This window comes from Vibrio sp. bablab_jr001, assembly GCF_016464285.1.
GTDB classification, from domain to species: domain Bacteria; phylum Pseudomonadota; class Gammaproteobacteria; order Enterobacterales; family Vibrionaceae; genus Vibrio; species Vibrio fluvialis.
Window position 1 is genome coordinate 219641 of record NZ_JACDWZ010000113.1, and the last position, 25421, is coordinate 245061.

At 50.4% G+C, this 25421-nt stretch carries 21 protein-coding genes and 1 other annotated feature; of the genes, 7 read left to right on the plus strand and 14 right to left on the minus strand.

Translation table 11 applies throughout. The annotated features are described in order from the left end of the window. The first annotated feature begins 2 nt into the window (after positions 1-2). Positions 3-1130, plus strand: a complete 1128-nt coding sequence (gene tyrA / locus JIG40_RS22615; protein WP_199466122.1) for a bifunctional chorismate mutase/prephenate dehydrogenase — start codon at positions 3-5, stop codon at positions 1128-1130. A gap of 51 nt (positions 1131-1181) precedes the next feature. Here tyrA and JIG40_RS22620 read toward each other — a convergent pair whose 3' ends face one another. Together JIG40_RS22620 and ettA are read right to left on the minus strand one after the other, a co-directional pair. Continuing rightward, on the minus strand, positions 1182-1559 hold the full coding sequence (locus JIG40_RS22620) for a PilZ domain-containing protein (RefSeq protein ID WP_020332104.1): 378 nt from the start codon (positions 1557-1559) through the stop codon (positions 1182-1184). A gap of 134 nt (positions 1560-1693) precedes the next feature. Then, positions 1694-3361 (minus strand): energy-dependent translational throttle protein EttA, encoded by a 1668-nt coding sequence (gene ettA, locus JIG40_RS22625; RefSeq protein ID WP_020332105.1) that lies wholly within the window; start codon positions 3359-3361, stop codon positions 1694-1696. Between the two features lie 257 nt (positions 3362-3618). On the opposite strand from ettA, the gene sltY reads away from it, so the two are divergent. Beyond that, entirely contained in the window at positions 3619-5565 is a 1947-nt protein-coding gene (gene sltY / locus JIG40_RS22630) for a murein transglycosylase (RefSeq protein ID WP_165881212.1), read from the plus strand. A gap of 55 nt (positions 5566-5620) precedes the next feature. Beyond that, complete coding sequence (trpR, locus tag JIG40_RS22635) at positions 5621-5914, plus strand: trp operon repressor (RefSeq protein ID WP_020332108.1); 294 nt, start codon at positions 5621-5623, stop codon at positions 5912-5914. 51 nt (positions 5915-5965) lie between these two features. Here trpR and yjjX read toward each other — a convergent pair whose 3' ends face one another. From yjjX to JIG40_RS22670, 7 genes are all read right to left on the minus strand, one after another. Then, positions 5966-6493 carry an inosine/xanthosine triphosphatase gene (gene yjjX / locus JIG40_RS22640; RefSeq protein ID WP_032081974.1) on the minus strand — a complete coding sequence of 176 codons (528 nt, stop codon included), beginning with the start codon at positions 6491-6493 and terminating at the stop codon, positions 5966-5968. Next, positions 6465-8813, minus strand: a complete 2349-nt coding sequence (locus JIG40_RS22645) for an EAL domain-containing protein (protein ID WP_199466123.1) — start codon at positions 8811-8813, stop codon at positions 6465-6467. The genes yjjX and JIG40_RS22645 overlap by 29 nt, the downstream gene beginning before the upstream one ends. Further along, positions 8797-9843 carry a spermidine/putrescine ABC transporter substrate-binding protein gene (locus JIG40_RS22650; protein WP_199466124.1) on the minus strand — a complete coding sequence of 349 codons (1047 nt, stop codon included), beginning with the start codon at positions 9841-9843 and terminating at the stop codon, positions 8797-8799. Before JIG40_RS22650 ends, JIG40_RS22645 begins: the two co-directional genes overlap by 17 nt. A gap of 171 nt (positions 9844-10014) precedes the next feature. Then, positions 10015-11196, minus strand: a complete 1182-nt coding sequence (gene pheA, locus JIG40_RS22655) for a prephenate dehydratase (protein WP_020332112.1) — start codon at positions 11194-11196, stop codon at positions 10015-10017. Between the two features lie 13 nt (positions 11197-11209). Next, positions 11210-11329 (minus strand) — a sequence feature (Phe leader region). 109 nt (positions 11330-11438) lie between these two features. Beyond that, positions 11439-11768 carry a ribosome-associated translation inhibitor RaiA gene (gene raiA, locus JIG40_RS22660; RefSeq protein WP_020430586.1) on the minus strand — a complete coding sequence of 110 codons (330 nt, stop codon included), beginning with the start codon at positions 11766-11768 and terminating at the stop codon, positions 11439-11441. Between the two features lie 294 nt (positions 11769-12062). After that, positions 12063-13493: a lytic transglycosylase F gene (locus JIG40_RS22665; RefSeq protein WP_244662713.1), complete on the minus strand. Its 1431-nt coding sequence runs from the start codon at positions 13491-13493 to the stop codon at positions 12063-12065. A gap of 137 nt (positions 13494-13630) precedes the next feature. Then, positions 13631-14356, minus strand: a complete 726-nt coding sequence (locus tag JIG40_RS22670) for an outer membrane protein assembly factor BamD (RefSeq protein WP_199466126.1) — start codon at positions 14354-14356, stop codon at positions 13631-13633. A gap of 155 nt (positions 14357-14511) precedes the next feature. Here JIG40_RS22670 and rluD point away from each other — a divergent pair, with 155 nt between their 5' ends. The 3 genes from rluD (at position 14512) to clpB (ending at position 18897) form a co-directional block, all read left to right on the plus strand. Beyond that, positions 14512-15486 carry a 23S rRNA pseudouridine(1911/1915/1917) synthase RluD gene (gene rluD / locus JIG40_RS22675; protein ID WP_020332116.1) on the plus strand — a complete coding sequence of 325 codons (975 nt, stop codon included), beginning with the start codon at positions 14512-14514 and terminating at the stop codon, positions 15484-15486. A gap of 3 nt (positions 15487-15489) precedes the next feature. Continuing rightward, complete coding sequence (gene pgeF, locus JIG40_RS22680; RefSeq protein WP_020332117.1) at positions 15490-16224, plus strand: peptidoglycan editing factor PgeF; 735 nt, start codon at positions 15490-15492, stop codon at positions 16222-16224. A 99-nt stretch (positions 16225-16323) separates the two neighbouring features. After that, complete coding sequence (gene clpB / locus JIG40_RS22685) at positions 16324-18897, plus strand: ATP-dependent chaperone ClpB (protein ID WP_044366067.1); 2574 nt, start codon at positions 16324-16326, stop codon at positions 18895-18897. 59 nt (positions 18898-18956) lie between these two features. On the opposite strand, the gene JIG40_RS22690 is transcribed toward clpB, so the two are convergent. From JIG40_RS22690 to JIG40_RS22710, 5 genes are all read right to left on the minus strand, one after another. Beyond that, on the minus strand, positions 18957-19943 hold the full coding sequence (locus tag JIG40_RS22690) for a 2-oxoglutarate and iron-dependent oxygenase domain-containing protein (protein WP_154184056.1): 987 nt from the start codon (positions 19941-19943) through the stop codon (positions 18957-18959). Positions 19944-20048: 105 nt separating this feature from the next. After that, positions 20049-20525: a nucleoside deaminase gene (locus JIG40_RS22695; protein WP_199466127.1), complete on the minus strand. Its 477-nt coding sequence runs from the start codon at positions 20523-20525 to the stop codon at positions 20049-20051. A gap of 9 nt (positions 20526-20534) precedes the next feature. After that, positions 20535-21317, minus strand: a complete 783-nt coding sequence (locus tag JIG40_RS22700) for an ABC transporter permease (RefSeq protein ID WP_032081982.1) — start codon at positions 21315-21317, stop codon at positions 20535-20537. Between the two features lie 26 nt (positions 21318-21343). Beyond that, the gene (locus JIG40_RS22705; protein WP_199466128.1) at positions 21344-22168 is read right to left on the minus strand and encodes an ABC transporter ATP-binding protein; all 825 of its coding nucleotides are present in this window, start codon (positions 22166-22168) and stop codon (positions 21344-21346) included. Positions 22169-22178: 10 nt separating this feature from the next. After that, a complete protein-coding gene (locus JIG40_RS22710; protein WP_348541349.1) occupies positions 22179-23084 on the minus strand; it encodes an ABC transporter substrate-binding protein in 906 nt (301 codons plus the stop codon). 569 nt (positions 23085-23653) lie between these two features. Between JIG40_RS22710 and JIG40_RS22715 the strand changes: the two genes are divergently transcribed. Next, a complete protein-coding gene (locus tag JIG40_RS22715; RefSeq protein WP_199466129.1) occupies positions 23654-25015 on the plus strand; it encodes an amidohydrolase family protein in 1362 nt (453 codons plus the stop codon). The last annotated feature ends 406 nt before the right edge of the window (positions 25016-25421 follow it).

Genomic DNA, 25421 nt, shown 5'->3' on the forward strand with positions numbered 1-25421 from the left:
CCATGGCCGTAGAACTGAATGAATTGCGTGATCAGATTGATGCTGTCGACAAGCAGATGGTGGAACTGTTGGCTCGTCGCCTGGCATTAGTGGAGAAGGTGGGGGAGGTCAAAAGTAAACATGGCCTGCCTATCTATGTTCCCGACCGAGAAGCGGCCATGCTGGCTTCTCGCCGTGAAGAAGCTGAGCGTAAAGGCGTTCCGCCGCAACTCATTGAAGATATTCTGCGCCGCACGATGCGTGAGTCCTACGCCAGTGAAAAAGACTCCGGTTTTAAATGCCTCAACCCTGAACTGCGTTCGGTGGTGATTATCGGCGGTAACGGCCAGTTGGGTGGCCTGTTTGGTCGCATGTTCAGACTATCAGGTTACCAGGTTAAAGTTCTGGGCAGTAAAGACTGGGATCGCGCCGATGAAATGCTCAGCGACGCAGGCTTGGTGGTGGTCACCGTGCCAATTCACCTCACCTTGGGTGTGATTGAAAAACTGGCCAATCTGCCTGAAGACTGCATTTTGTGCGACCTGACGTCGATCAAGTCTAAACCGCTGCAAGCCATGCTCAATGTGCATAAAGGCCCGGTAGTCGGCTTACACCCGATGTTTGGTCCGGATGTGCCGAGCATGGCGAAGCAGGTAGTGGTGTACTGTGACGGTCGTGGCGAAGAGCATTATCGGTGGTTGCTGAAACAATTTGGTATCTGGGGCGCGAGCCTGTGCCAGATTGATGCGGCAGAACACGATCACGGCATGACCCTGATTCAGGCATTGCGTCACTTTACGTCGTTCGCTTACGGTCTTCACCTGTCGAAAGTGAACCCGAATCTGGCCCAGTTGCTGAAACTCAGTTCTCCGATTTACCGTCTTGAGCTGGCGATGGTCGGGCGCCTGTTTGGTCAGGATCCGAATTTGTACGGCGACATTATTCTTTCTTCGGAAGAGAACGTAGAAATGATTCAGCACTTCTACCGTAACTTTGGTGAAGCCGTAAAACTGATTGCTGAACACGACAAAGAGGGGTTTGTGCAGAATTTTGAAAAAGTCAGCCAATGGTTTGGCGACTACTCTCAGCAGTTCATGCTAGAGAGCCAGAATTTATTAAAACAAGCAAATGACTCGATTCATCGAGGCTAATCTCCCCCGGTAATTCGCGCTGCTTCGGCAGCGCTTTTTTTCGCCTGTCAGTTACTCTGCTTCGCTGTCACCTAAGTCGGCCAAATATTCCATCTCGCGATGCAGCAGACTATCACTACCCACATTGAGCTCGACCAGACGTTTCAGATGACTGATGCTGTCGATATCAATATGATCGATTTTAAGGCGCAGAATGCGTTCATCCTGACTGATCAGGCGCGCAGTCAGCGCGATGTTGATGTCGCTGTCGGGCAACAGAAAGGTGACATCGACCAGTCGGGCCGGATCTAAATCCGGTTCATCGACCGCCCAAAGCAGCAGCCCGTGCAAAGACAAGTCCTGAATACAGGTCGCCAGCTGATAGTCTCCCTGAAAAAGGGTGGCCGGAGCCTGATAGATGATGCGGGAAAATCGGCGACGTTCAATCATAGCGTTCTCACTTTACTGGCTGATTAAGCTTTTCAAGCATAGCAAACGTAGGGACATTGCACCGAAAGAGTGATCGCGAAACACGGCAATAAAAAAGGCCGCGTAAAGCGGCCTTTGAACATTCCGGTGTGGAATTACTTAGAAATACGTTTGTATTTGATGCGGTGTGGTTCTGCCGCTTCAGGGCCAAGCGTTTTCTTCAGCCATTCCATGTATTCGCTGTAGTTACCTTCGTAGAAGTTAACCTGACCTTCATCACGGTAGTCAATGATGTGGGTCGCGATACGGTCGAGGAACCAACGGTCGTGCGAGATCACCATGGCACAGCCAGGGAACTCCAGCAGCGCTTCTTCCAGTGCACGCAGCGTTTCTACGTCCAGGTCGTTGGTTGGTTCATCGAGCAGCAGTACGTTGCCGCCAGCTTTCAGCAGTTTCGCCAGGTGCACACGGTTACGCTCACCACCAGACAGTTCGCCGATCACTTTTTGTTGATCCGAACCTTTGAAGTTAAAGCGAGAGCAGTACGCACGCGCTGGAATTTCAAAGTTGTTGATCTTGATGATGTCTGCGCCTTCCGAGATCTCCTGGAACACGGTGTTCTTGTCGTTCATTGAATCACGGAACTGATCCACTGACGCCAGTTTGACGGTGTCACCCATTTCGATAGTGCCTGAATCGGGTTGTTCAACGCCGCTCAGCATCTTGAAGAGTGTCGACTTACCTGCACCGTTGGCACCGATGATGCCGACAATCGCACCTTTTGGCATGTTGAATGACAGGTCATCGATCAGAACGCGGCCGTCAAATGACTTGCTCAGGTTCTTCACTTCGATCACTTTGTCACCCAGACGCTCGCCTGGCGGAATGAACAGTTCGTTAGTCTCGTTACGTTTCTGGTGATCCGTGCTTTGCAGTTCTTCAAAGCGAGCCATACGCGCTTTCGATTTCGCTTGGCGACCTTTAGGGTTTTTACGAACCCATTCGAGTTCTTTCTCGATGGTCTTTTGACGAGCGCTTTCTTGAGACGCTTCTTGTTGCAGACGCGCATCTTTTTGCTCTAGCCAAGAGGTGTAGTTACCTTGCCATGGAATACCTTCACCACGGTCAAGTTCCAGAATCCAGCCAGCAGCGTTGTCCAGGAAGTAACGGTCGTGCGTGATGGCCACAACAGTACCCGAGTAATCAACCAGGAAGCGTTCCAGCCAAGCCACGGATTCCGCATCCAGGTGGTTGGTTGGTTCGTCGAGCAGCAGCATGTCTGGTTTTTCCAGCAGCAGACGACAGATAGCGACACGGCGGCGTTCACCACCTGACAGATGGGCAATTTTCTGATCCCATTCTGGCAGGCGCAGCGCGTTAGCTGCACGCTCCAGCGCGTTCTCCAGATTGTGGCCATCTTTCGCTTGGATCAGCGCTTCCAGATCGCCTTGCTCTTTAGCCAGCGCATCGAAGTCGGCACCGTCTTCGGCGTATGCCGCGTAGACTTCGTCCAGACGCTTCAGCGCGCCAGCCACATCAGAGACAGCTTCTTCAACCACTTCGCGAACGGTTTTTGATTCATCCAGCACAGGTTCCTGAGGCAGGTAACCTACTTTCAGACCTGGTTGTGGACGAGCTTCACCATCGATATCGGTGTCGATGCCCGCCATGATACGTAGCAGAGTCGATTTACCCGCACCGTTCAGACCCAAAACACCGATTTTTGCCCCTGGGAAGAAACTCAGGGAAATGTCTTTCAGAATTTGACGCTTAGGTGGCACAACTTTGCTCACCCGTGACATGGTATATACGTATTCAGCCATTGCCGATCGTTCCTAATCTTTCCAACAGAATAAAGTCGACATTCTATACTAAAGCAATGCCATTTGTTACTAGGGCCAGCGCTTTTCCAGCGTAAATGATGTAGCACTCAAATAGTGAATACTTACTTTGCAACCTATGCTGGCTTTTTATTCTCTGTCTCATTATTTACATCAAGTTTACATCTGGCTGCTTTACATTTAGCGCTAGAATTAGCGTAATGAACGTCGGTTAATTTAGCTTTAAAGGAATAAGAGCCATGACGCTTTGGTGGGTTTCAAAGCCGCATCGTCTTGTATCGTCAATGTTGATGTTCAGTTCATTGATCAGCGGCACAGCGTTTTCGAGCTCTTTGGATCTGGATGCTCAACGTGATCTCTACGATCAGGCCCAGCAATGGCTTGACGATAAAAATGTCGACGCGTTTAAAAAGAATCGGCGCAAGATCGCCGACTATCCATTAACGCCTTACCTCGACTATCGCAGTTTTCTGATTGATCTCGGCTCCAAACCGCCCATCGCGGTGCGGGCGTTTATCGATACGCATGACGATTTCCCCTTTTCCAACCGCATCAGCGCCCCATATCTGGATGCGTTGGCGAAGCAGGAGAAGTGGGGAACCTTGTTGCAATTCTCTCCCAATGAACCCAATGGTGAGACGTACCGCTGTTATTACTACAACGCCAAACTGCAAACGGGCAAACGTGCCGAAGCGTATGCGGGCGCGAAACGTTTGTGGCTCAGTGGTGGCAGTGTTGCGGATGCCTGTGACCCGCTGTTTGATGCCTGGGATAAACAGGGCGGTTTAACGGATGCTCTGGTCTTAGAGCGTATGGTGCTCGCGTTTGAAGGTCGCAACCGGGCGCTGATGAAATATCTGGTGAAAAAACTTGATAGTAAAGCCAGTGTTAACATCGCGCAGGAGATGATCGATCTATACGACAAACCAGAAACCGTGGTGGCTTTTGCTCAGCGGCATCCGAAAGATGCGCTGGCGCACCGACAGGCAGAACTGGCACTGGAAAAGCTGGCGCGTATTGATGCGCTGAAAGCGCAGAGCCTGCTGGCCAATGTGGTCAATGCTCAGCGCTGGAGTGCCTCGCAACAAGCGCGCAGTGGTCAGTATATTGCGCGGCGAATGATGGATGTCGAGCCGCTTGAACTTCGCCAATGGCGTGATGGTGTGATTGCTGGCAGTGAGAACGTCGATTTGATTGAAACCCGCATCCGTGTGGCGCTACGCAATCTCGATTGGCAGGGTGTTGCTGATTGGATTGGCCAGTTACCGAACACGGAGCAAGCGACGACACGTTGGCAATACTGGCTCGGGCGCAGTGAAATGGCGCTGGGGCAACAAGACGCGGGAGCAAAACGGTTACAGGCGATTTTGGGCGAGCGCAATTTCTACAGTGTCGCAGCCGCCAAAGCGGTGCAGCAGTCGGTGAAGTATCCGGTTTCGACGCTGGAGCTTGATCAAAACAAAGTACAGCCATATCAGACTTCGCTGGTGAGAATTCAGGAACTGATCGATCGCGACAAAATTGCCGCGGCGAAAAGTGAATGGAGCTGGCTGTTGAGCCGCGTCAGCCTGGCAGAAAAAGAGATGCTGGCAGCGTATGCCGCAAGCAAGAGCTGGCATCACCTGACAGTCACCGCATCGATTTCAGCGCGCATGTGGGACAATATGGCGCTGCGCTTTCCGATGGCACACCAGTGGTGGTTTAACTTCTATGGCGAAAAGCACGGCATTGACCCGATCATGCTGATGTCGCTTGCCCGTCAGGAGAGTGCAATGGATAGCGAAGCCCGTTCGCCTGTGGGCGCGCGCGGTATCATGCAAATCATGCCAGCCACGGCGCGTTATACGGCGAAGAAGTATCAGCTCAGCTACGATAATGCGGACGATTTGTATCAGGTGGGCAAGAACATTGAAATCGGCAGTCACTATCTCAACAGCTTGTTGGAAAAGTACGACAACAACCGTATCTTTGCGTTTGCTGCCTACAATGCCGGCCCGCAGCGGGTTGACCGCTGGCGTAAAGAAACGGATGGCAAGCTGGATGCTTACGCGTTCATTGAAGCCATTCCGTTTTCCGAAACGCGTGGCTATGTGCAGAACATTCTGATGTTTGAAACTTACTATCGGGACCTGATGGGAGTCGATGGTGCGTTTTTAAATGAGCATGAGGTTAAGACAAAATATTGATTCCGCTTGTGTGATCTCTACAATAGAGGGCATGTATCACTCAACGAGTACAATCATGTCACAACAACCTGAGTACAGTGACTGGTCGCAGCTGATGACATTAGTAAAACAAGCCGCAGACCAAGGACAGCATGAGATGCTGTTAACGATGTTAATGACCCCGGACGAGCGTGAAGCGCTGGTGGCCAGGGTCAATATTCTCTGCGAACTGTTAAAAGGCGAGATGTCACAGCGCCAGGTGAGTCAGATGCTGGGCGTGGGTATCGCGACGATTACTCGGGGCTCAAATGAGTTGAAGTCGCGCTCCGACAGCGACAGAGAAACGTTGAGTCAGTTGATTCTGAAATAAGTAAAGCCAGCCTTCGGGCTGGCTTTATTGTCTTGGTTCCCCGTCAATTTTCTACAGATTGTTCGGGAAATGTTCTGGGTTGGTAAACGGGATCAGCGCTAGAATCAAAGCCTGATGGTAAACCGAGCTGCGGGTCAGGTGGTGCTGTGTCAGCAAACCAATCGCGCCGCCTTTCTGTTTGATGTTATCGGTACCGAACACTTCGTCCATCACATCGCCGAGCTCGTTGGCATCCGCCAGTTTGCTGAGGACTTCAGGTGGCAGCATCAGGCTGGCCGAGCGTGATTCACCGCGTTGTGTGGCCGATTCAATGATCATCCAGGCAAATGTCACGTCGCCATCAATACCCGCTTCCAACCCGACATAAAAATCGCCGTCGGTAATACGCTGCTTGGCATTGCGGACTCGGTTGAGAGCGCCGAGCTTAGTCTCATGATCGCTCATGGGCTGATCGGCCACTTCGCTGGGTACGCTCACCCCCTGAAAAACACAGCGGTAATCAGGAAATACGGTTGAAAAAGCACTTTCCACTGCACGGATTTTGGCAGGGTTAAGAGAAGCAATGATCACCTTTTTCATAGAGTTCTGTAATCTCGTATTGTTGCTGCCACGCTCGCACTTCACTCAGCGACATCGGCTTGCCAAAGAAGAAACCTTGCATGTAGTCGCATCGATAGCTGGCGAGCCACTGATGCATCTCTTCGCTTTCAATACCTTCCGCCGTCACTTTCATGCGTTGCGAATGGCATAGGTCGATGAGTGGCTTGATGACTTTTTGTTTGTTGGTGGCGATCAGTGTATCTAAAAACGCCCGATCAAACTTAATTTTGTGCACTGGATACTGCACCAGTTGGGCAATAGAAGTGTAGCCAGAGCCAAAATCGTCAATCGTGAGGCCATACCCCATGAGCGACAGTTCATGCAAAAGAGAGAAGCTTTTGGAGTCGGCGGCAAAGGTTTCGGTAATTTCAAAATCGACCCAACGCGGCGTGACTTGGTGCAATTGAGCCTGCTGGTGGATAAACTGCGCCAAATGCTGAGAGTCGAGTTCTGCCGACGACAGGTTAATCGAAATCTGCACAGGCTGGGTAAACAGATTGCGTAAAGTATTGAGCTCGGCAAAGGCAGATTCAACCACCCAGCGGTCGATTAGGCCAAACAATCCGGTCTGTTCAGCAATCGGAATAAATTCATCCGGCGATACTTCGCCCAGTTGCTCGGATTCCCAACGCAAGAGCACTTCAAATCCGGCCACTTTATGCCCGGAGTAGGTGAAATAAGGCTGATAGACCAGACTGAATTCCTGGTCAAAGTTGCCCAGTCGCAGCGCCCGTTCAATATTGTTGCGTCGCTGAACAATCTCATCGAGCTGCTGTGAATAGTGCGCGATCTGGTTTTTACCTGCGTTCTTAGCCTGATACATCGCAGTATCGGCGTTGAGTAACAATTTCTCGATATGGTCGCCATCTTCCGGATAGGTCGCGATACCGATACTGGCGGTGATCGGGAAATGCCCCAAAGGCGAGTCGTCGTGTTTTTGAATCGGATCGAGCAGGCGCAGGGCAAACTGATTGGCATTGTCATTTTTACGGTTGGGCGCGCAGAGCAGAATAGCAAACTCATCGCCGGAAAGGCGGGCAGCCAGACTGTAGGTGAAGTCCCGCAGTTTGAACTCCTCGCATAACCGGCGCACATGATCGGCGAAGCTGACCAACAACGAATCACCAATCTGATGACCGTATTTGTCGTTCACATATTTGAAGTTGTCGAGGTCGATATACAGCACCCAGATATGGCTGTTGCGCGGCGTTTCCTGCAAGGTGCGTTCGGCCTGAACCTGAAACTGACGACGGTTTGCCAGCTTGGTCAGGTGATCATATTCGGCAAGCGTCTTGGTACGCTGATAGGTGGTATCAAGCTCGGTGTACATCGCGTAGAAGCGCGAAGAAAGACGGCTGAGTTCATCACTGCCGTTGAGAATTTCGATATTTTTGCGTTGTTTGTTTTCGACTTCCTGAAGCTGCTTATCGAGGCGCAAAATCGGGTTAATCATGTACTTATAGAGTAGAATCAGCAGTAGCAACACCGTGATGAGTGCCGACATGCCAAAAGAGAGAGTCAGTTCTTTGTATATCTGATCCAGATGGGTACGTAATAACATTGGCGCCGGGTCGAGAATCGCATACATACCGGGTTGCAGTTCAACACTTTGAGTCAGTTTTTGCGGATTTTCCGGAGGATGGTCCTGAAAGAAAATCTGGCTTCGGTTGTCGAACTCAATCTGCTGACGCAGGGCGTTGAACTTATCCAATACGACATACACCACAATAAAGAACACTTCATTGCGGTTATAACTCAGCGGCGTTTGCAGGGTTTTGGTATCGAGGGCGTCGTAGCGAACCAAAATGCCTTCACCTGCGGAGTTTTCGGTGTAGCTGATGTCGGACGTTTTACCGGTCTGATTAAAGCGCTGGTCGACGAACTGTTTCACCAACGGATCCATTTGTGCAAACGGGTCGTAGCTGTTTTCCGCGTAATACAGGATCTTGCGGTTACCATCGAGAATGGAGAGCGCGACGTACTGGGAATCGTTCGGTTGCAGAATTCTGATGGTTTCGTGCAGGTTATCCACCAGTTCCAGTTCGCGATAGGGATTGTGTTCGTAATAGAAATAGTGGCGAATGATGTCGCTTTTGGCGAGGGTGAACGAATAGCTATTGACCAGAGCGCTGGTTTGTCTGAAATGGCTGGCCAGTTTCTCCATATTTAACTGCAGGTAGCTATCGGTCTTTTTAAGCAGTGCGTCTTTCTGACTGCTGTAAATAATATAGCTGGACGCTGCTGCACTGAGCAGAATCACCGGAGCAATCAGCAGAAGAATTCTATGGTTGAGCTTCATGTTGGTTGATCACACTGTTAATTATTTTAGCTCTGACGTTTAGGTTGTCCGGTGAAATCTCGCTGTCAATGATGCCCCGGTCAATCAAGTAGGGGGAGGGAAACAGGCTTGAGTCGTTGCGATACTCTTCCGTCATCAATGAGATGGCACTCAGGTTGGGCGTAGCGGCTTGTATATCTTCGGCGTTCATGGCTGCGATTTCAGGCAGCATCAGGAAATCAAGAAACGCTTTGGCCTCCTGTTTGTTCACGGAATGACTGTTGACTGCCATGCAGTCCACCCACAGGTAAGGTCGCCCTTCCGGCAGGCTAAAGCCCCAGTCATCGTTTTCATAGAAGCGGTTTAACGAATATTGATCGCCACTGTACGCCAATGCCATATATAAGTTATCAGTTTTGGCATGGCTTCGAACGTAACTTAATGCATATTCGTAGGTCAAGATATTTGGATTAGATTGCTCAAGTGCCTGATAAGCCGCTTTCAATGCCTCCACTGATTCGGTGATCGGCGAGTATCCGAGGGCGTAGAGAGCTGGTAGCAAAGTTTCGACGCTGTCAGAAATCAGCCCGACATGGCCTTTCATATCATCACTGATATTGACCAGTTGCGACCATTGAGTCGGCGGTGCCGGCAATTTGCTTTTGCGATAAGCAATGCCTACATAGCCCCAAAAATAGGGGACGGCATGAGAGCCGCACGCCTGGTTCCATTTCTCGGCATTATTGTTGCGATGGGGCAAAGTCGAGAGATCTTCAAACACATCCTGGCGAGAGAAGATATGTGCGGAGACATTATCCAGCACCACAATATCAAACGGCAGTTGAATACTTTTCAGCATCAACAGGCTGCGTTCATCGTCGTTATCGAAGTGATACAGATGAATCGCGCTATCAGGATTGGCTTGGTTCCAGGCGTCAATGACCCGTGGTGAAAGGGTATCTTCCCACAAGTAAACATTGAGTTCGGAACTCTTGACGGGCACCGACAGGATACTGAGCCCTAACAGTGCCGAGAGAATAGTTTTTGTCATCCGTTTGAGTTCGTCCGGCCACTACCGGAACGATATCCTTGTTCTGCGACACTCAAATGCGACGAACGTATCCGCCGGCAGTGCACTTATGACCACTCGTTAAATTTGCAGTGGTCATTATAGGGATTGGATATGCAACTACCAGCGTTTGCAGCGAAATGTATGATTCAGTTATCGTTCAGCAAGCTTAACCTGAGTCGGCTTCACATTTTCGCTTGGATAACAGCCCAGCACTTTGAGGTGACGAGTCAGGCGCGTGAGTTCAACCAGAGCCTGCTGCATCTCTTCGGAATCCAGATGTGCCTCCAGATCGACGTAAAACATCTCTTCCCATGGGTTCCCCATGATTGGGCGTGATTCCAGCTTAGTCATGTTGATGCCGTATCGTTGCAGCACCAGCAGCGTGGAGACCAATGAGCCCGCTTCTTGCGAGGTGGACATGATCAGCGTGGTTTTAGCCGGGATTTGCGGTGAGACTTCAACCGGTTTGCGCGCGACCACAATAAAGCGGGTATGGTTTTCGGTCTGATTGGCGATGTTGCCCTGAATGGCTTGCAGGCCGTAAAGTTTACCGCTTGATGCATTGCCAATCGCAGCAACATCTGTGCGATTCAGTTCCTGTACCTTCTTCATTGCATCGGCCGTACTCGCGCAAGTTTCCAGCTTGACGCCTTTCAGGCGGCTTAGGAATTCGCTGCATTGCTGATGTGGCTGTGGGTGTGAATACAGCACTTTGAGGTCTTCCAGGCGAATGTCTTTCGTCGCAACCAGGCAGTGCTCAATCGGCTGAGTGATTTCACCGACAATATACAGCGTGGTGTGTTGCAGAAGGTCGTACACTTCGTTGATTGAACCGGAACTGGTATTTTCAATCGGCAGTACGCCGTAGTCGGCATGGCCGGACTCTACGGTTCGGGTGACTTCTTTGAACTGCTCACAGTTGAGTTCAATCAGCTCGGTATTTTTGCGGCTGAAGTATTCACGAGTGGCCAGATGTGAGTAGGAGCCTTTAGAGCCAAGAAACGCCACACGCGCCAATGGTTTGCGACTTTGTGGGTTAGCCAGATTCTGTAAGTAAGCCTGCTGCAGGAGAACCGAATCTTCAATGATGGTGTGGAATAGTTTGGTGATGTACTGAGCATCAAGCTGGTATTTGTCTTTACCCGCGTGGATCAGTTTGACAAGCAGTTGCTGCTCACGTGCGGCGTCGCGCACAGGTTTGGATGTTTCGACTTTGCTCTTTGCTACTTCAATGCTGAGTTTACGGCGCTCTGAGAACAGGCTCAGCAGTTGGTCATCAAGTTCATTTAAGCGCAATCGAATCTCTTCGAGCGAGTACTGTTTGTCTGTCATGCAAATTATCCTTATAAAAAAACCTCCCAGTGGGAGGCTTTCTGTTCGTTTTTGACTTTTCTTTCGTAAACGAGCACGCCCCCAAGGTTATTGGAGAAAAAAGAAGTCAAAAAAGAACAGGGAGTTAAGCGTCATTGTTTTCCGTAGAAAATGTTATTGAGAAGTCCACACAATAAGCAAGCGGGGTGGGAGCGTCAAGCAAAAAAATAGCGCCCGAAGGCGCTATCTGTGAACCGTTTCCTTTATTCTTCCACTTCTTCTTCCAGCTCTGGTTTGTCGGTTCGACGTGCTTCTGGTTTGTGACGAAGTTTATTCAATTGGCGTTCGAGTTTTTGTTCTACCTCATTAATGGCGGCATACAGATCATCGTGTACAGCGGAAGCGATGAGTTGTCCTTTTGGAATGCTGACGGTCGCTTCAAATTTTTTCTGCTTGTTGGGTTCCTCACTGAAACTTGCCTGACATCCGATGATGTCCACTTGCCATTTTTCTAGTTTCTTAAACTTACTCTCAATGTGATTGCGGATTGCAGAGGTGATTTCGATGTTTTTACCAGTAATATTCATTTGCATAGTGCTTTTTCCTCTGTTGCATCCCTTGTGGGTTAACTCCAGATTACCTATCCCATGCTAAAAGAACGTGATCTAAGTCACCTTTGTGACGTGTGTTTTTGCCTTTGAAACCAAACGTGATCTTACGCAAAGAGTGATGAGAGAAACGATAAAAAAAGCTTGAGATTCTGCCTTATGTGGCTAAATTGGAAAGGTAATCGACTGAAAATCTCCCCATTTTTAGGGCCTTGTCTCGGCCCGTTAAATTCCCCTGTATGAATCCTGAGCAAGTTATTTTGTGCAGTTGATCGGCTTTTACTGTTGAACCGATTCTGTGTTCAGCGATAACTCTGAATTTGCCGCAGTGTTTTCTTGTTTCACTCGTCGTAACGCATCCAACTGTTTGTACACGACGTAGTAACGACTGATGTTCGAAACATAGCGCACCGTCTCTTTACCGATATTACGGCGGGTGATCACTTCGACATTTTTGAACCACACATTGGGATTAAAACCGTGTTTTTTTGCCAATCTGCGCATTCGATTGATGTTGGCCGGGCCTGCGTTGTAGGCTGCGAGCGCGAAATACACTTGATCATCGGGGCTTATCTCTGGTTCAGAGAAGTAGCGGTCTTTAATAAAGCGCATGTACTTGATGCCCGCATGAATGTTGTTTTCTGCTTTCTCTATATGGGCAATGTTGACGTTGGGATCTTTGGCGGTGCTGGGTAGGACCTGCATGATGCCTACCGCGCCTTTGTGCGAGACTTTACGCTGATCAAAGCCGGACTCCTGAAAACCCTGAGCGGCCATCATCAGATATTCAAATTCGTACATCTCGGAATAGTGGGTGAACATTTTCCGCAGTTGGCCAAGCTTGGCCAGTTTCTGCGGGTTAAGCGCTTTAGTCAGCCAGCGAGTATCGTCGATGTACTTACTGTAAATCACGTTGCCAAGCAGGGTGCCCGATTTGACCGTCTTTAAGTACTGATTGACCATCGATTGCAATTTTGGACTATTCTTGCGCATCGCCCAAGCAATCTGACCATGTTCCCGGAGTGGTATTTCACTGTGTATCTGAATGTTTTCCATCACGTGCTGCCACATTTCTGCTTTATGGCTGTCGAGTACGGTAGCAGAAATATGTCCGGCGTTGACCATTTCCAGCAATTCGTAATCCTGCAGTGCCTCTTCAATAAAATGAAGGCGAACTGGTGCCAGATTGCGTTCGCTGAGAGCAGCATTCACCTTGTTGATGCTCTCCAGATAACTGGAGCTTTCACGCAGCCAGATCTCTTTGCCGCTTAACTGCGCGATGTTGATGAGTTCAGGATAGGTCTTGTCGGTGACCACGAATTCTTCAATCTCTTTGGTCAACGGAGTGCTGAAGTCAACGTGTTCTAAGCGGCTCGGGGTAACGGTCAGATTAGCGACGGCGAGGTCTGCAAAGCCTGCTTCGACACTGGGGAGCAGTTCATCTCTCAATACGGGAATGACCTGCACATGAACATAGGGCGATTGCTTTTTCAGGCTCTGCTCAAAATGGTACAGCAGTTCTGCGCCAATCCCTTTTGGTCTGCCGCCTTCCACGTAGTAAAAACCTAAATCTGCCGACACCACGACCCGAATGGTGCCTTTCTCTTTCAATACAGGCCAATCACCGACATAAGGTTGATTCGTCAGCGGCGACAACTCCAGGCCACTGACCGGTAAACTTAAGCAATAGAGTAGGCTTAACAGTCCCAGTTTACATACTCGCAAAATGCGGCTCCTTTGCATATTTTGCTGGCATTAAGTTTATGAACAAACGGAAAAATCGGCAATGAAGGGCAATAAAAAAGCCACGCATTAGCGTGGCCTTGTTGATGGTTAATTTGACGGGGTTACTCTGGGTTCAGTTCCATCAATTGCTGGGTGCGTTTCACCGATTCTTCCAGCCCTAACTCTTTGTAAGCTTGCAACTGAATGTCGAGTGATTTGCGCGCTGCTTCGGTATCAGGATAGGTTTTTTGCAGTTCCTGAGTGCGGTTGATAGCGGCAATCCACGCTTCGCGACGCAGATAGAAGTCCGCCGTCGCGAGATCATACTCGGCCAGGCGGTTTTTCAACGCGAACATGCGACGCTGTGCGTCTTCCGCATATGGACTGTTCGGGTAGCGTTGCAGCAGCTTTTTAAAATCGGCAAAAGCCGCTTTGACTGGCTCTGGATCGCGATCGGCACGATCGACGTTAAACAGATCGTGCATGAAGTTACGATCCTGCGCCATGTGAGTCAGACCGCGCATGTAGAGAACCCAGTCCATTTTTTCATGGGTCGGGTTCAGGCGGGTGAAACGTTCAATGGTAGCCAGACCCAACGCCAGATCGTCGTTTTTGTAGTAGGCGTAAATTAAATCTAACTGCACTTGCTCGGAATACGCACCAAACGGGTAACGGGAATCCAGAGCTTCAAGCTTCTCGATTGCTGTCATCCAGTTACCACCTTGCAGCGAGGTCTGAGCTTCGGTGTACAACTGTGCCGGCGGGACATCCGGGACAATCTCTTTGTTGCTCGAACAGCCAGCCAATAGAGATAACGCGAGTAAGCCTGATAAAGTTTGGTATTTCATGTCAGGAGTGAGTTCCTTGCAATTAAAGCTTATACACTTGGAGCTTTGGTGCTCCGCAAAACGTTTCGTTACTTTCTTGGCAGTAACAGATACAATGACGCCATATTTTTCCACACTAGTGGCTATTAGTCTCACGGTTTTTAAAAAAGTTCGATATGGCTCAGCAGATTGAATTAACTCATACAGTAAAAGAGAGCCAGCTTGGTCAGCGTTTAGACCAAGCTGTGGCTGAATTATTTACCGATTTTTCCCGTTCACGCCTGAAAGAATGGTTGTTGGAAGGCAAAGTCATGGTCAACGGCACCGTCGTGACCAAACCACGCACCAAAGTGATGGGTGGTGAAGCGATAACAGTTCAGGCTGAACTGGAAGATGAACAACGCTGGGAAGCTCAGGATATTCCGCTGAATATCGTCTACGAAGATGACGACATCATCGTCATCAACAAACCGCGAGACTTGGTGGTTCACCCGGGTGCAGGCACGCCGGATGGTACAGTGCTGAACGCTTTGCTGTTCCACTACCCGCCGATTGCAGAAGTACCACGTGCGGGTATCGTGCATCGTCTGGATAAAGACACTACCGGTCTGATGGTGGTGGCGAAGACAGTTCCGGCTCAAACGCGCTTAGTACGTGAACTGCAAAAACGTAACATTACTCGTGAGTACGAAGCGATTGCGATCGGTAAAATGACTGCGGGCGGCATGATCGATAAGCCAATTGGCCGTCATTCAACCAAACGTACCCTGATGGCGGTGAGCCCGCTGGGTAAACCTGCCGTAACGCACTATCGTGTGGCCGAACATTTCCGTGAGCATACGCGTCTGCGTCTGCGTCTGGAAACGGGTCGTACACACCAGATTCGTGTCCACATGGCATACCTGCAACACCCACTGCTTGGCGATACCGCTTACGGTGGCCGCGCACGCATTCCTAAAGGTGCAACGCAAGAGTTGACTGACATGATTCGCGGTTTCGATCGTCAGGCTCTGCATGCGGTTATGCTGCGTTTTGCTCATCCGATCACTGGTGAAGAGTTGGAATTCCACGCGCCAGTGCCGGATGACATGGTCGTCATGACAGAAGCACTGCGCGAAGACGCCAAACTGAACCATTCGGAAGAGTACTGATTAATGAGCTGGATTCTCCCCAACTGGCCAGCACCGACTTCGGTGAAGGCGCTCTCTTCAACCCGAGTGGGTGGCTTTTCTCAGCCGCCATATGCGGGTTTGAATTTGGGCATGCACGTTGGGGATGATCCGAAGTTCGTTGAGCGTAATCGCGACCAGCTAAAACATGACGCAGGCATGCCAAGTGCGCCGATTTGGCTCAACCAGACTCATTCGACGGTCGTACTTGAAGTGGGCGCGCCGACATCCCAAGTACTCGATGCGGATGGGGTTTGGACGACAGCTCCCAATGTGGTGTGCTCTGCGATGACCGCCGATTGCCTGCCTGTGTTGATCTCCAACACGCAAGGGACAAAGGTTGCTGCGGTGCATGCCGGTTGGCGTGGATTGTCGGGGGGCATTGTCGAAAATGCGCTGAGCCAGTTTGCAAACGAAGATGTGTTAGTGTGGCTGGGCCCCGCGATTGGCCCACAAGCGTTTGAAGTCGGTGATGATGTGCTGGCAGCGTTCAGTGCTCACGATGACAACGCGCATCTGGCGTTTAAGCCGGGTAAACAAGCAGGAAAATGGTGGGCAGACATGAATCACCTGACTCGCCTGCGTTTAGCCAAACTAGGTATTGAGCGTGTGTTTGATAACGGACTCTGTACCTATCAGGACGCCAACCTTTTCTATTCTTATCGCCGCGATGGCGTGACCGGCCGTCAGGCCAGTTTTATCTGGATTGATGAAAATTAAACCAGATAAAGTTAATGGTCTTCACTTGAAAATTTCCCTCTGCGTAACCATCTTTCTTAACGTTGTTAGTTTATCTCAGACGAGGTTAGGAAGGTTGTTATGCGTCTTGACAGATTTACCAGTAAATTCCAAATAGCGATTTCTGACGCTCAGTCACTTGCGCTCGGGCGTGATCATCAGTACATCGAACCTGTGCACCTGATGGTGGCGTTGCTCGATCAGACCGGGAGTCCGATTCGTCCACTGCTGACTATGTTGGATGTGGATGCAATGCAGCTGCGTTCCAAACTGGGCGAAATTCTGGATCGTCTACCGAAAGTCAGTGGTATTGGCGGCGATGTTCAACTGTCCAGTGGTTTGGGCACACTGTTTAACCTATGTGACAAAGTGGCGCAAAAGCGTCAGGACGCCTATATCTCGTCTGAAATTTACCTGTTGGCGGCACTGGAAGACAAAGGTCCTCTGGGCCAACTACTGAAAGATTTCGGTCTGACTGAGAAAAAAGTCACTGCAGCGATCGAAAAGATCCGTGGTGGCCAGAAGGTTAATGATCCGAATGCAGAAGAGCTGCGTCAGGCGCTGGAGAAATTCACCATCGATCTGACCGAGCGAGCTGAACAGGGCAAACTGGATCCGGTGATTGGTCGCGATGATGAAATTCGCCGCACGATTCAGGTTCTGCAGCGCCGCACCAAAAATAACCCGGTGATCATTGGTGAGCCTGGCGTGGGTAAAACCGCCATCGTTGAAGGTTTGGCTCAGCGCATCATCAACAACGAAGTGCCCGAAGGTCTGCGTGGTCGTCGAGTCCTGTCTCTGGACATGGGTGCACTGGTCGCCGGCGCCAAATATCGCGGTGAGTTTGAAGAACGCCTGAAATCGGTGTTGAACGAACTGGCGAAAGAAGAAGGCAATATCATTCTGTTCATCGATGAACTGCACACCATGGTGGGCGCGGGTAAAGGTGAAGGTTCGATGGATGCCGGTAACATGCTCAAACCCGCTTTGGCGCGTGGTGAACTGCACTGCGTCGGCGCGACCACATTGGATGAATATCGTCAGTACATCGAAAAAGATCCAGCGCTTGAGCGTCGTTTCCAAAAAGTGCTGGTGGACGAACCCAGTGTGGAAGATACCGTGGCGATTTTGCGTGGCCTGAAAGAGCGTTATGAGCTGCACCACCACGTAGAGATTACCGACCCGGCGATCGTTGCGGCTGCCAGCTTGTCGCATCGTTATGTTTCGGATCGTCAGTTACCGGATAAAGCTATCGACCTGATCGATGAAGCGGCATCCAGCATTCGTATGCAGATGGACTCAAAACCGGAAGCGCTCGATAAGCTGGAACGTAAGATCATTCAACTGAAAATTGAGCAGCAAGCGCTGAGCAATGAACATGACGAAGCGAGTGAAAAACGTCTCAACATTCTCAACGAAGAGTTGCAGGAAAAGGAGCGGGATTACGCCGAGCTGGAAGAAGTGTGGAACGCGGAAAAAGCCGCGTTGTCAGGCACTCAGCACATCAAATCGGAACTGGAACAAGCGCGTTTGGATCTCGAAGTGGCGCGTCGTGCCGGCGATTTAAGCCGCATGTCTGAGTTGCAATACGGCCGCATTCCCGAGCTGGAAAAACAACTCGACTTGGCCGCGCAAGCAGAAATGCAAGAGATGACGCTACTGCGTAACAAAGTCACCGATGCTGAGATTGCCGAAGTGCTTTCTAAACAGACCGGTATTCCAGTGGCCAAAATGCTCGAAGCAGAAAAAGAAAAACTGCTGCGCATGGAAGACGTGTTACACCAACGTGTGATTGGTCAGGTTGAAGCAGTCGAAGTGGTCGCGAATGCGATTCGTCGTAGCCGTGCGGGCCTGTCGGATCCAAACCGTCCAATTGGTTCGTTCCTGTTCTTAGGCCCAACCGGTGTGGGTAAAACGGAACTGTGTAAAACCCTCGCCAACTTCATGTTCGACAGCGAAGATGCCATGGTGCGGATCGATATGTCGGAGTTCATGGAGAAACACTCGGTGGCTCGTCTGGTGGGTGCGCCTCCAGGTTATGTCGGTTATGAAGAGGGCGGTTATCTGACCGAAGCGGTACGCCGTAAACCGTACTCCGTGATTTTACTGGATGAGGTGGAGAAAGCACATCCGGACGTGTTCAACATTCTGTTGCAGGTGCTGGATGATGGCCGACTGACCGATGGTCAGGGACGCACCGTTGATTTCCGCAATACGGTGGTGATCATGACATCGAACTTGGGCTCGTCACGTATTCAGGAAAACTTTGCGTCACTGGATTACCAGGGCATCAAAGAACAGGTGATGGAAGTGGTGAGTAAACATTTCCGTCCCGAGTTCCTCAACCGTGTGGATGAGACCGTGGTATTCCATCCTCTGGGTCGTGAGCACATCAAGTCCATTGCCTCGATTCAGTTGGAACGTCTGCGTAAACGTCTGCTGGAAAAAGACTTTGAGCTACAAGTCAGCGACCAGGCGCTGGAGCTGATCGCTCAGGTCGGATTCGATCCGGTATACGGTGCGCGTCCATTGAAACGGGCGATTCAACAGAATGTGGAGAACCCGCTGGCGAAATCGATTCTGGCTGGACAATTTCTGCCGGGAACGCCAATCAAACTGGACGTGAAAGATGGCGACATTACCGCAGCGCAATAATCCGTAGTCGAAATAAAAGCCACGCATCGCGTGGCTTTTATTTTATGAGCGATTGGCTCTCATGCAAAGTTGGCGTTGAGGCGCATTTTCAGATAATCCTGAGCGGTGATCGGCGGATAAACCTGCTGCGGCCCCTGAATAATCTGATCGCGATTAGCCTGACAGAAAAACGCCATGCTGTAGCGTGAGCCCTGATTTTCTTCTGCGGTCGGCATACGCACCCGATGCAGGGTCGACTTCAATAAGTCATCGCTCCAACGCATCAACATGTCGCCGATATTGCAGGTAATGATTCCTGCCTGAGGAATCACATTACTCCACAACAAATTCTGCTTGGCATCTTTGCCTGCCGCCACTTGCAGCCCGCCTTGATTCTCCTGCTGAAACACCATGGTTAAACAGTCGAAGTCGGTGTGCGCTCCCGCGCGCCAATAATCGCCAATGGCGGGAATGTCGCTCATCGGCAGGTAATGCAGCATACGCAACGTACTCAGATAATGCTCCGAATCACGCTGGTGGGCTCGGGTAAAGAAATCGCGCTCAAAGCCTAACTTGTCGGCAAAGCAAGAGAGAATCTTCATCCCTAGCTGCCATGCCTGATATTCCATACTCAGTAGATGTGACTGAAAATCGGCCACCAATTCTTGCTCTGGCCACAACGCCTTCATGTGCGGAAGGGTGATTTGATAAGACTCCTTTTGATCTGCCAAACCCGTAGATGGGCGAACTTGCTGACGAAATTCCCAGCCAGCATTGAGTCCCGCTTTGAGCGGAAAGCGCTGTTTTTGTTCGACAGGCAAAGCAAAGAACTGCTCACTGAGGGTAAACGCTTGTTCAATCTCGCTGAGAGCAATGCCATGATTGACCAGTTGAAAGAAGCCGACTTCCGTGGCGGCTTGCCATAACTGCTCGGTTATCTCTGTTCGGCGTAGGGGAAAGTCAGACAGGTCAATCAATGGAATGGCGCTGAGTTCCGCCTCAGCGCCAAGGCCGCCAATAGTGGTTTCAAAGTTCAGTTCGTCGAGTTGATACGCTTGTTGAGTCATTGTGATTTCTCCAATTAAGCAATGTGCTTGTGATTGGAGCAATGTCCAGCAATCGTCGATGATTGCAGACCGCTTCTACTCCGGGGTTAAGATGAACGATATGGACTACCAGGCGCCGTGCTGGATTTGTACGGCTTCTTCTTCCAAGAGTGGTCCGTGCACTTCTGTTGTGCGCTGTCCGGATTCAAATACGATTCGGCACGGCAGCGCTAAAGTCGGGTTTTCCGGATGATTGCCGGTCAGTGTTTTCAAACGTGTCTCGCTCAAGCCATACACAACACGTCCGACGCCAGCCCAGTAAATCGCACCGGCGCACATGGCGCAGGGTTCGGCGGATACGTACAGCGTGCATTGGTTGAGAAAATCGGGCCGATATAACTTGCTCGCTTGCGTCATGATCAGCCGTTCGGCATGCCCTGTCATATCCAAATCAGGCAGATAGCCGTTGATTTGCTCCAGTAATATCTCGCCGTTGGCATCGACCAGTACGGCCGCAAAAGGGTGAATGCCGCGCGATTTGGCGTCTTCGGCCAGCGCAAAACTGTGGCGAAGAAAACGGTAATCGATGGTTGGATTTAGCATGTTATCTTCCTAACGTTGTTTTTCTTCATCACTCAGGCTCCAGGCAAAGTAGCCTTTTTGAATCCAACTGACCGATTTGAACAGCACCATGCTGACGACGGAAAGAAATACCAGCGCCGCAAAAGCTTGGGGGATTTTGAAATACGAGGTTGAAAACTGCACCAGATACCCGAGCCCTTTTTCTGCGGCGACAAATTCTGCAATGACCGAGCCGATGACGGCCAGCGTAATCGCAACTTTGACTCCGCTGAAAATGTGCGGAATGGCGTAAGGCAGGCGAATTTGCCAGATGGTTTTATGGTTGCTGACGTTGAGTGAGCGCGATAACTCAATCAGTTCCGGCGGCGTGGCCAGCATGCCTGTGGTAGCAGAAACGACCAGAGGAAAAAAAGTGATCAGACAGGTGATGGCCAGACGCGGGGCATCGCCAGTGCCTAATATCACGATCAGCAGCGGCGCTATCGCCACCACGGGCGTGGATTGAATCACAACCAGCAGCGGGAAGATGGCACGGGTCAAAAACTTAGAATTGACCATCATGATTGCCAGCGGAATACTGAGTGCGAATGATAGAGCAAAACCAAACAGAGCAATCCTCAGCGTGGCCCAAAGATTGTCTAGCCAGCGTTCGGCGGACACTTGGGTAAATGCCAGCGCGATGTCGGATGGGGCTGGTAGAATAAAAGTCGGCACTGCAAACAGACGGCACACGCCTTCCCAAATGGGGATCAGCGTCAGAATGGCTAATAGCGGCAGCCAGTTCTGCGACCGCTTAGCGAGTAATCCTTTCATAGTGTGAATCCTTAGTACTGGTGGGCTCAGGCAACAGTGCGACGCAGCGGTGTGACTTTCTCAGCGTTTTCGGTGGAAGAGGTGTCATGCGGTGGCCGATAAAAATACTCACGAATCCGTGTGGTATAGCGCCCGAAATCCGCCTCCTTCAGGGTATTGATGGTGCGCGGACGTGGCAGGTCAATCACGATTTCTTCCAGAACCGTGCTTGGGCGAGGCCCCATCACCAGCACTTTATCCGCCAGCAATACCGCTTCCGAAATAGAGTGGGTGATGAACAGAACGGTTTTGGGTTTTTCCATCCACAGGCGTTGCAGTTCAAAGCCCATCTCTTCACGGGTTAACGCATCAAGGGCCGAGAACGGTTCGTCCATGATCAGAATGTCTGGGTTGAGCAACAGCGCCCGCGCAATCCCAACCCGTTGCTGCATCCCGCCGGAGAGTTGATTTGGCAGACTGGTGGCAAAATCACTCAGGCCGACTTTTTCCAGAAGCTCAGTGGCCAATTGGCGATCTTTCGGGCTGACGTGGCCAAATTTATGCTGCAGAGGAAAAAGGACGTTATCCCGCACATTTTTCCACGGCAGCAGCGTCGGTTTCTGAAAGACGATGCCGATGTCTTCACGTGGGCCGGAGACCTTATGCCCAAAGACCTGGATTTGACCTTCGGTTGGCTGTATCAATCCGGACAGCTGGCGCAGTAGTGTTGATTTGCCGCAGCCAGACGGTCCGACAATCGCGACAAATTCGTGTTTGCTGATCTCAAAGTTGACCTTATTCAGTACGGTCACCTGGCTTTGTTCCGTTTGATAGGTATGGCCTATATCGCGGAAAGAAACGAATGGCTGCATCGTACTCTCCTCAATAAAAATCGCGTGAGATCGCGGTTTCAGGATCGAGCTTGTCCAGTGCGATGTTTTGCGCTTCTGCGGTCCATTTCCAGGTTTCCGCCAGCCGCGCTGGCGTAAATACGCCCACGCCGTCGCGTTCGCTGACTTCGTTCACCACCAGGCCGCGAATCGATTTAATGGTGTCACTGGCTTGCTCGGCATCGACCTCCGGTACCATTTTATGAACGTCTGCTGCGCTTTGTTCAGGGTGGGCCCAAGTATAAGCGACCGCTTTGGCGTAGGCGGACAGAAAGCGACGGGCGACCTCTGGCTTATCGTTGAGGAAGCGATCACTGGCAATAATCGAAGAGGAGTAAAATTCCAGCCCTGCATCATACCAAGGCAGGATGGTCAGTTGCTTACCTGCCTGTTGTGCTTGTTGTTGGTTTTTCACCGCATCGGTCATCCAGGAGATCATGACATCGGATTGCCCGGTGAGCAGCATGGGGTTAAGAGCTCCGGGATCGGCTTTGAGCACTTTGACGCTCTGTTCATCGACGCCATTCTTTTTCAGCATCAATGGCAAAAATACGTTGGCGGAGGTAAAGGGTGATGTCACGATGGTTTTGCCCGCGACGTCCTTAATGCTGTTGATTGAGGAATCATTCAGAACATAAAACGCATATGGCGCTTTGCTGAACAGAGAATAGATGGCTTTGACCGGTACGTTGTCATTGGCTTTGGCAACCAGCAGCGCCACGATATCAGATGAGCCGATATCTGCGGTGCCTGTCGCCACCTTAGTGATGGCATCCGTAGAACCTTTACCCCCTAAAATAGTGACATCGAGATCTTCTGCAGCGAAAAATCCTTGTTGAACACCCACATAAACGGGAGCCTTGTCCCCTCCGGGTAACCAGTCCAGCTGAAAGGTCACTTTGTCTGTAGCCCAACTACTTGCTGACGCGCACGCCAGCGACAGAGAAAGGGTGAGGGTTTTGATTTTTGAAATGGCTGTCTTAATAGTTACTCCGTGTCTTCCTTTGCACTTCTTGAAGGTTGTTTTACACCGCCTTCTATTAACTATGAGCAATGTCCCGATGCCGCCCGGCACCTAACCGCTTCTACTCACGAATTGTCATTACTGTTTGAGCAAAGTGTGTGCCACAGCTAGGAGCGGAGATTTAAATTGATTAACGAGTTATTAACAAAACCTTATGGCATGGGTGCTGGGAAGAGCATGTGGCTGTGCTTGTTGTATACAATTTTTTTATGGTAAAAACTGATTAAATGACGCATTGCACATTCGATGAGCAAATTTTGCACTAATACGGTGCCTGCTCTGTTTGCAACAACGAAAGAGCAAGTGTTTCAGTGATGGTCTGTGAATTGCATTGTATACAGTGTGAAATCAATGATGAGTAGAAGCGGTCAGGGGAGAGCTCCGGGACATTGCTCATAGACATGCTGAACATCGGATTCAGCCTCTATATAAAGGAAGTCACTATGAACTATCTCATCAAGCACGCACGCGCTATTTATTCTTTCCAGTCCGATTGCCAGGACATCCGTATCGGTGACGGAGTGATTACTGAATTGGGCTGTGATTTGCAGCCTGCGGAGGGAGAGCAGTTAGTGGACGCCAGTCGGTGTGTCATTTACCCCGGCTTTGTCAACACGCACCACCACATCGCGCAGTCACTATTGAAAGGCATTCCGGCGGGAATAAATGATGGCTTGGGGGACTGGCTGGCTCATGTCCCGTATCGATACTGGCCGCAAATCACACCGGACGTGATGTACCACGCCGCAAAACTGGGTTTCTATGAGCTGCTGCGCTCCGGTGCGACCACTTGCGCAGACCATCATTATCTCTATCACGCGAAGAGTTCGCAGGAAGTCGAAGCAGCCGTGTGGCAGGCGGCAGAAGAGATGGGCATTAGGCTAGTGTTGTGTCGTGGTGGCGCGACCGTGAAGGGAACCCATAAAGGATTGCTTAAAGCCGGCGTCGAGCCAGAACCACTGGATCTGATGATTAAACGTTTGGAAGAAAGTCGTCAGCGCTATCATCAAAGCGGCGATAACCCAATGCGTCGTTTAGTGGTCGCTCCAACTACGATTGTGCATTCTGCGGCACCGTCGGATTTAAAGATTCTTGCTGAGTACGCGCGCAGTCATCAGTTACGCTTACACTCTCACTTGCTGGAGGTAGAGTTTGACCAACAGCAGGCGCTGACTAAATACGGCCAAACAGCAGTGGAATATGCGCAAAGCTGCGATTGGCTGGGTGAGGATGTGTGGTTTGCACATTTGGTTAAAGCTGGCCCTGCCGATATTGCCTTGCTCGCGGAAACCAAAACGGGTGTTGCACATTGCCCGACATCCAATTGCCGCTTGGGGAGCGGAATTGCTCCGGTTATTAATATGGCCAAAGCGGGAATGCCGATTTCATTGGGTGTTGATGGCTCAGCGTCTGCGGAATCGGGCTCAATGTTGCAGGAGTTGAACCTTGCCTGGTTACTTCATCGAAGCCAGCATGGCGCTTCGGCTACCACAATAGACGGTGTTCTCGATTGGGCAACTGCTGGTGGTGCGTCGATACTCGGTCTACACAATCTGGGACGCATCGAAATTGGCGCAGCAGCCGATTTGGTGTTGTACGACATTCAGCAGCCGCGTATGGCGGGATGTCATTCGGAAATTATCGCTCCAATTGCTTGTGGTGAGCCTGCCAAAATTCAGGCGAGCTTTGTCAATGGCAAGTTGGTGTATAAACATAACAATGAAGAAGACTACGAAGAATTAGTCGTTAAGGTCAGAGAGTCTATCCATCATCTCAACCAGAAAGTCGCTCAGTTAGGCGTCTGACAGAGGCGTTTTGCTCACTTAAAACTCAACTTGGCGTTAATTTAGGCGGTCAGTCAGAAATGCGAATTTTTTGGCTGATTTGCTATTGCCAAGTGTTTTTTCCTCCCTATAATGCGCATCCGTTGTCAGGCAATTCTGAATAAGAAAGCAGGGCAAATAAGACGGCAAATTTGATTTCTTAACCTAAAGAAAATTAAATAAAAAAGTTGTTGACTCGCTAAGTTAACTCGCTAAAATGGCCGTCCGCTTTGAGAAGAAAGCTTCGAAAAAGCAAAGCTCTTTAACAATATAAACCTATCAATCTGTGTGGGCACTCGTTGATGATAATCGCAAAAGATTTATCAATGAACTGAGTGACCAATTTGATACTTCGGTATCGAGCACAGTCAATTCAACATTACATAGT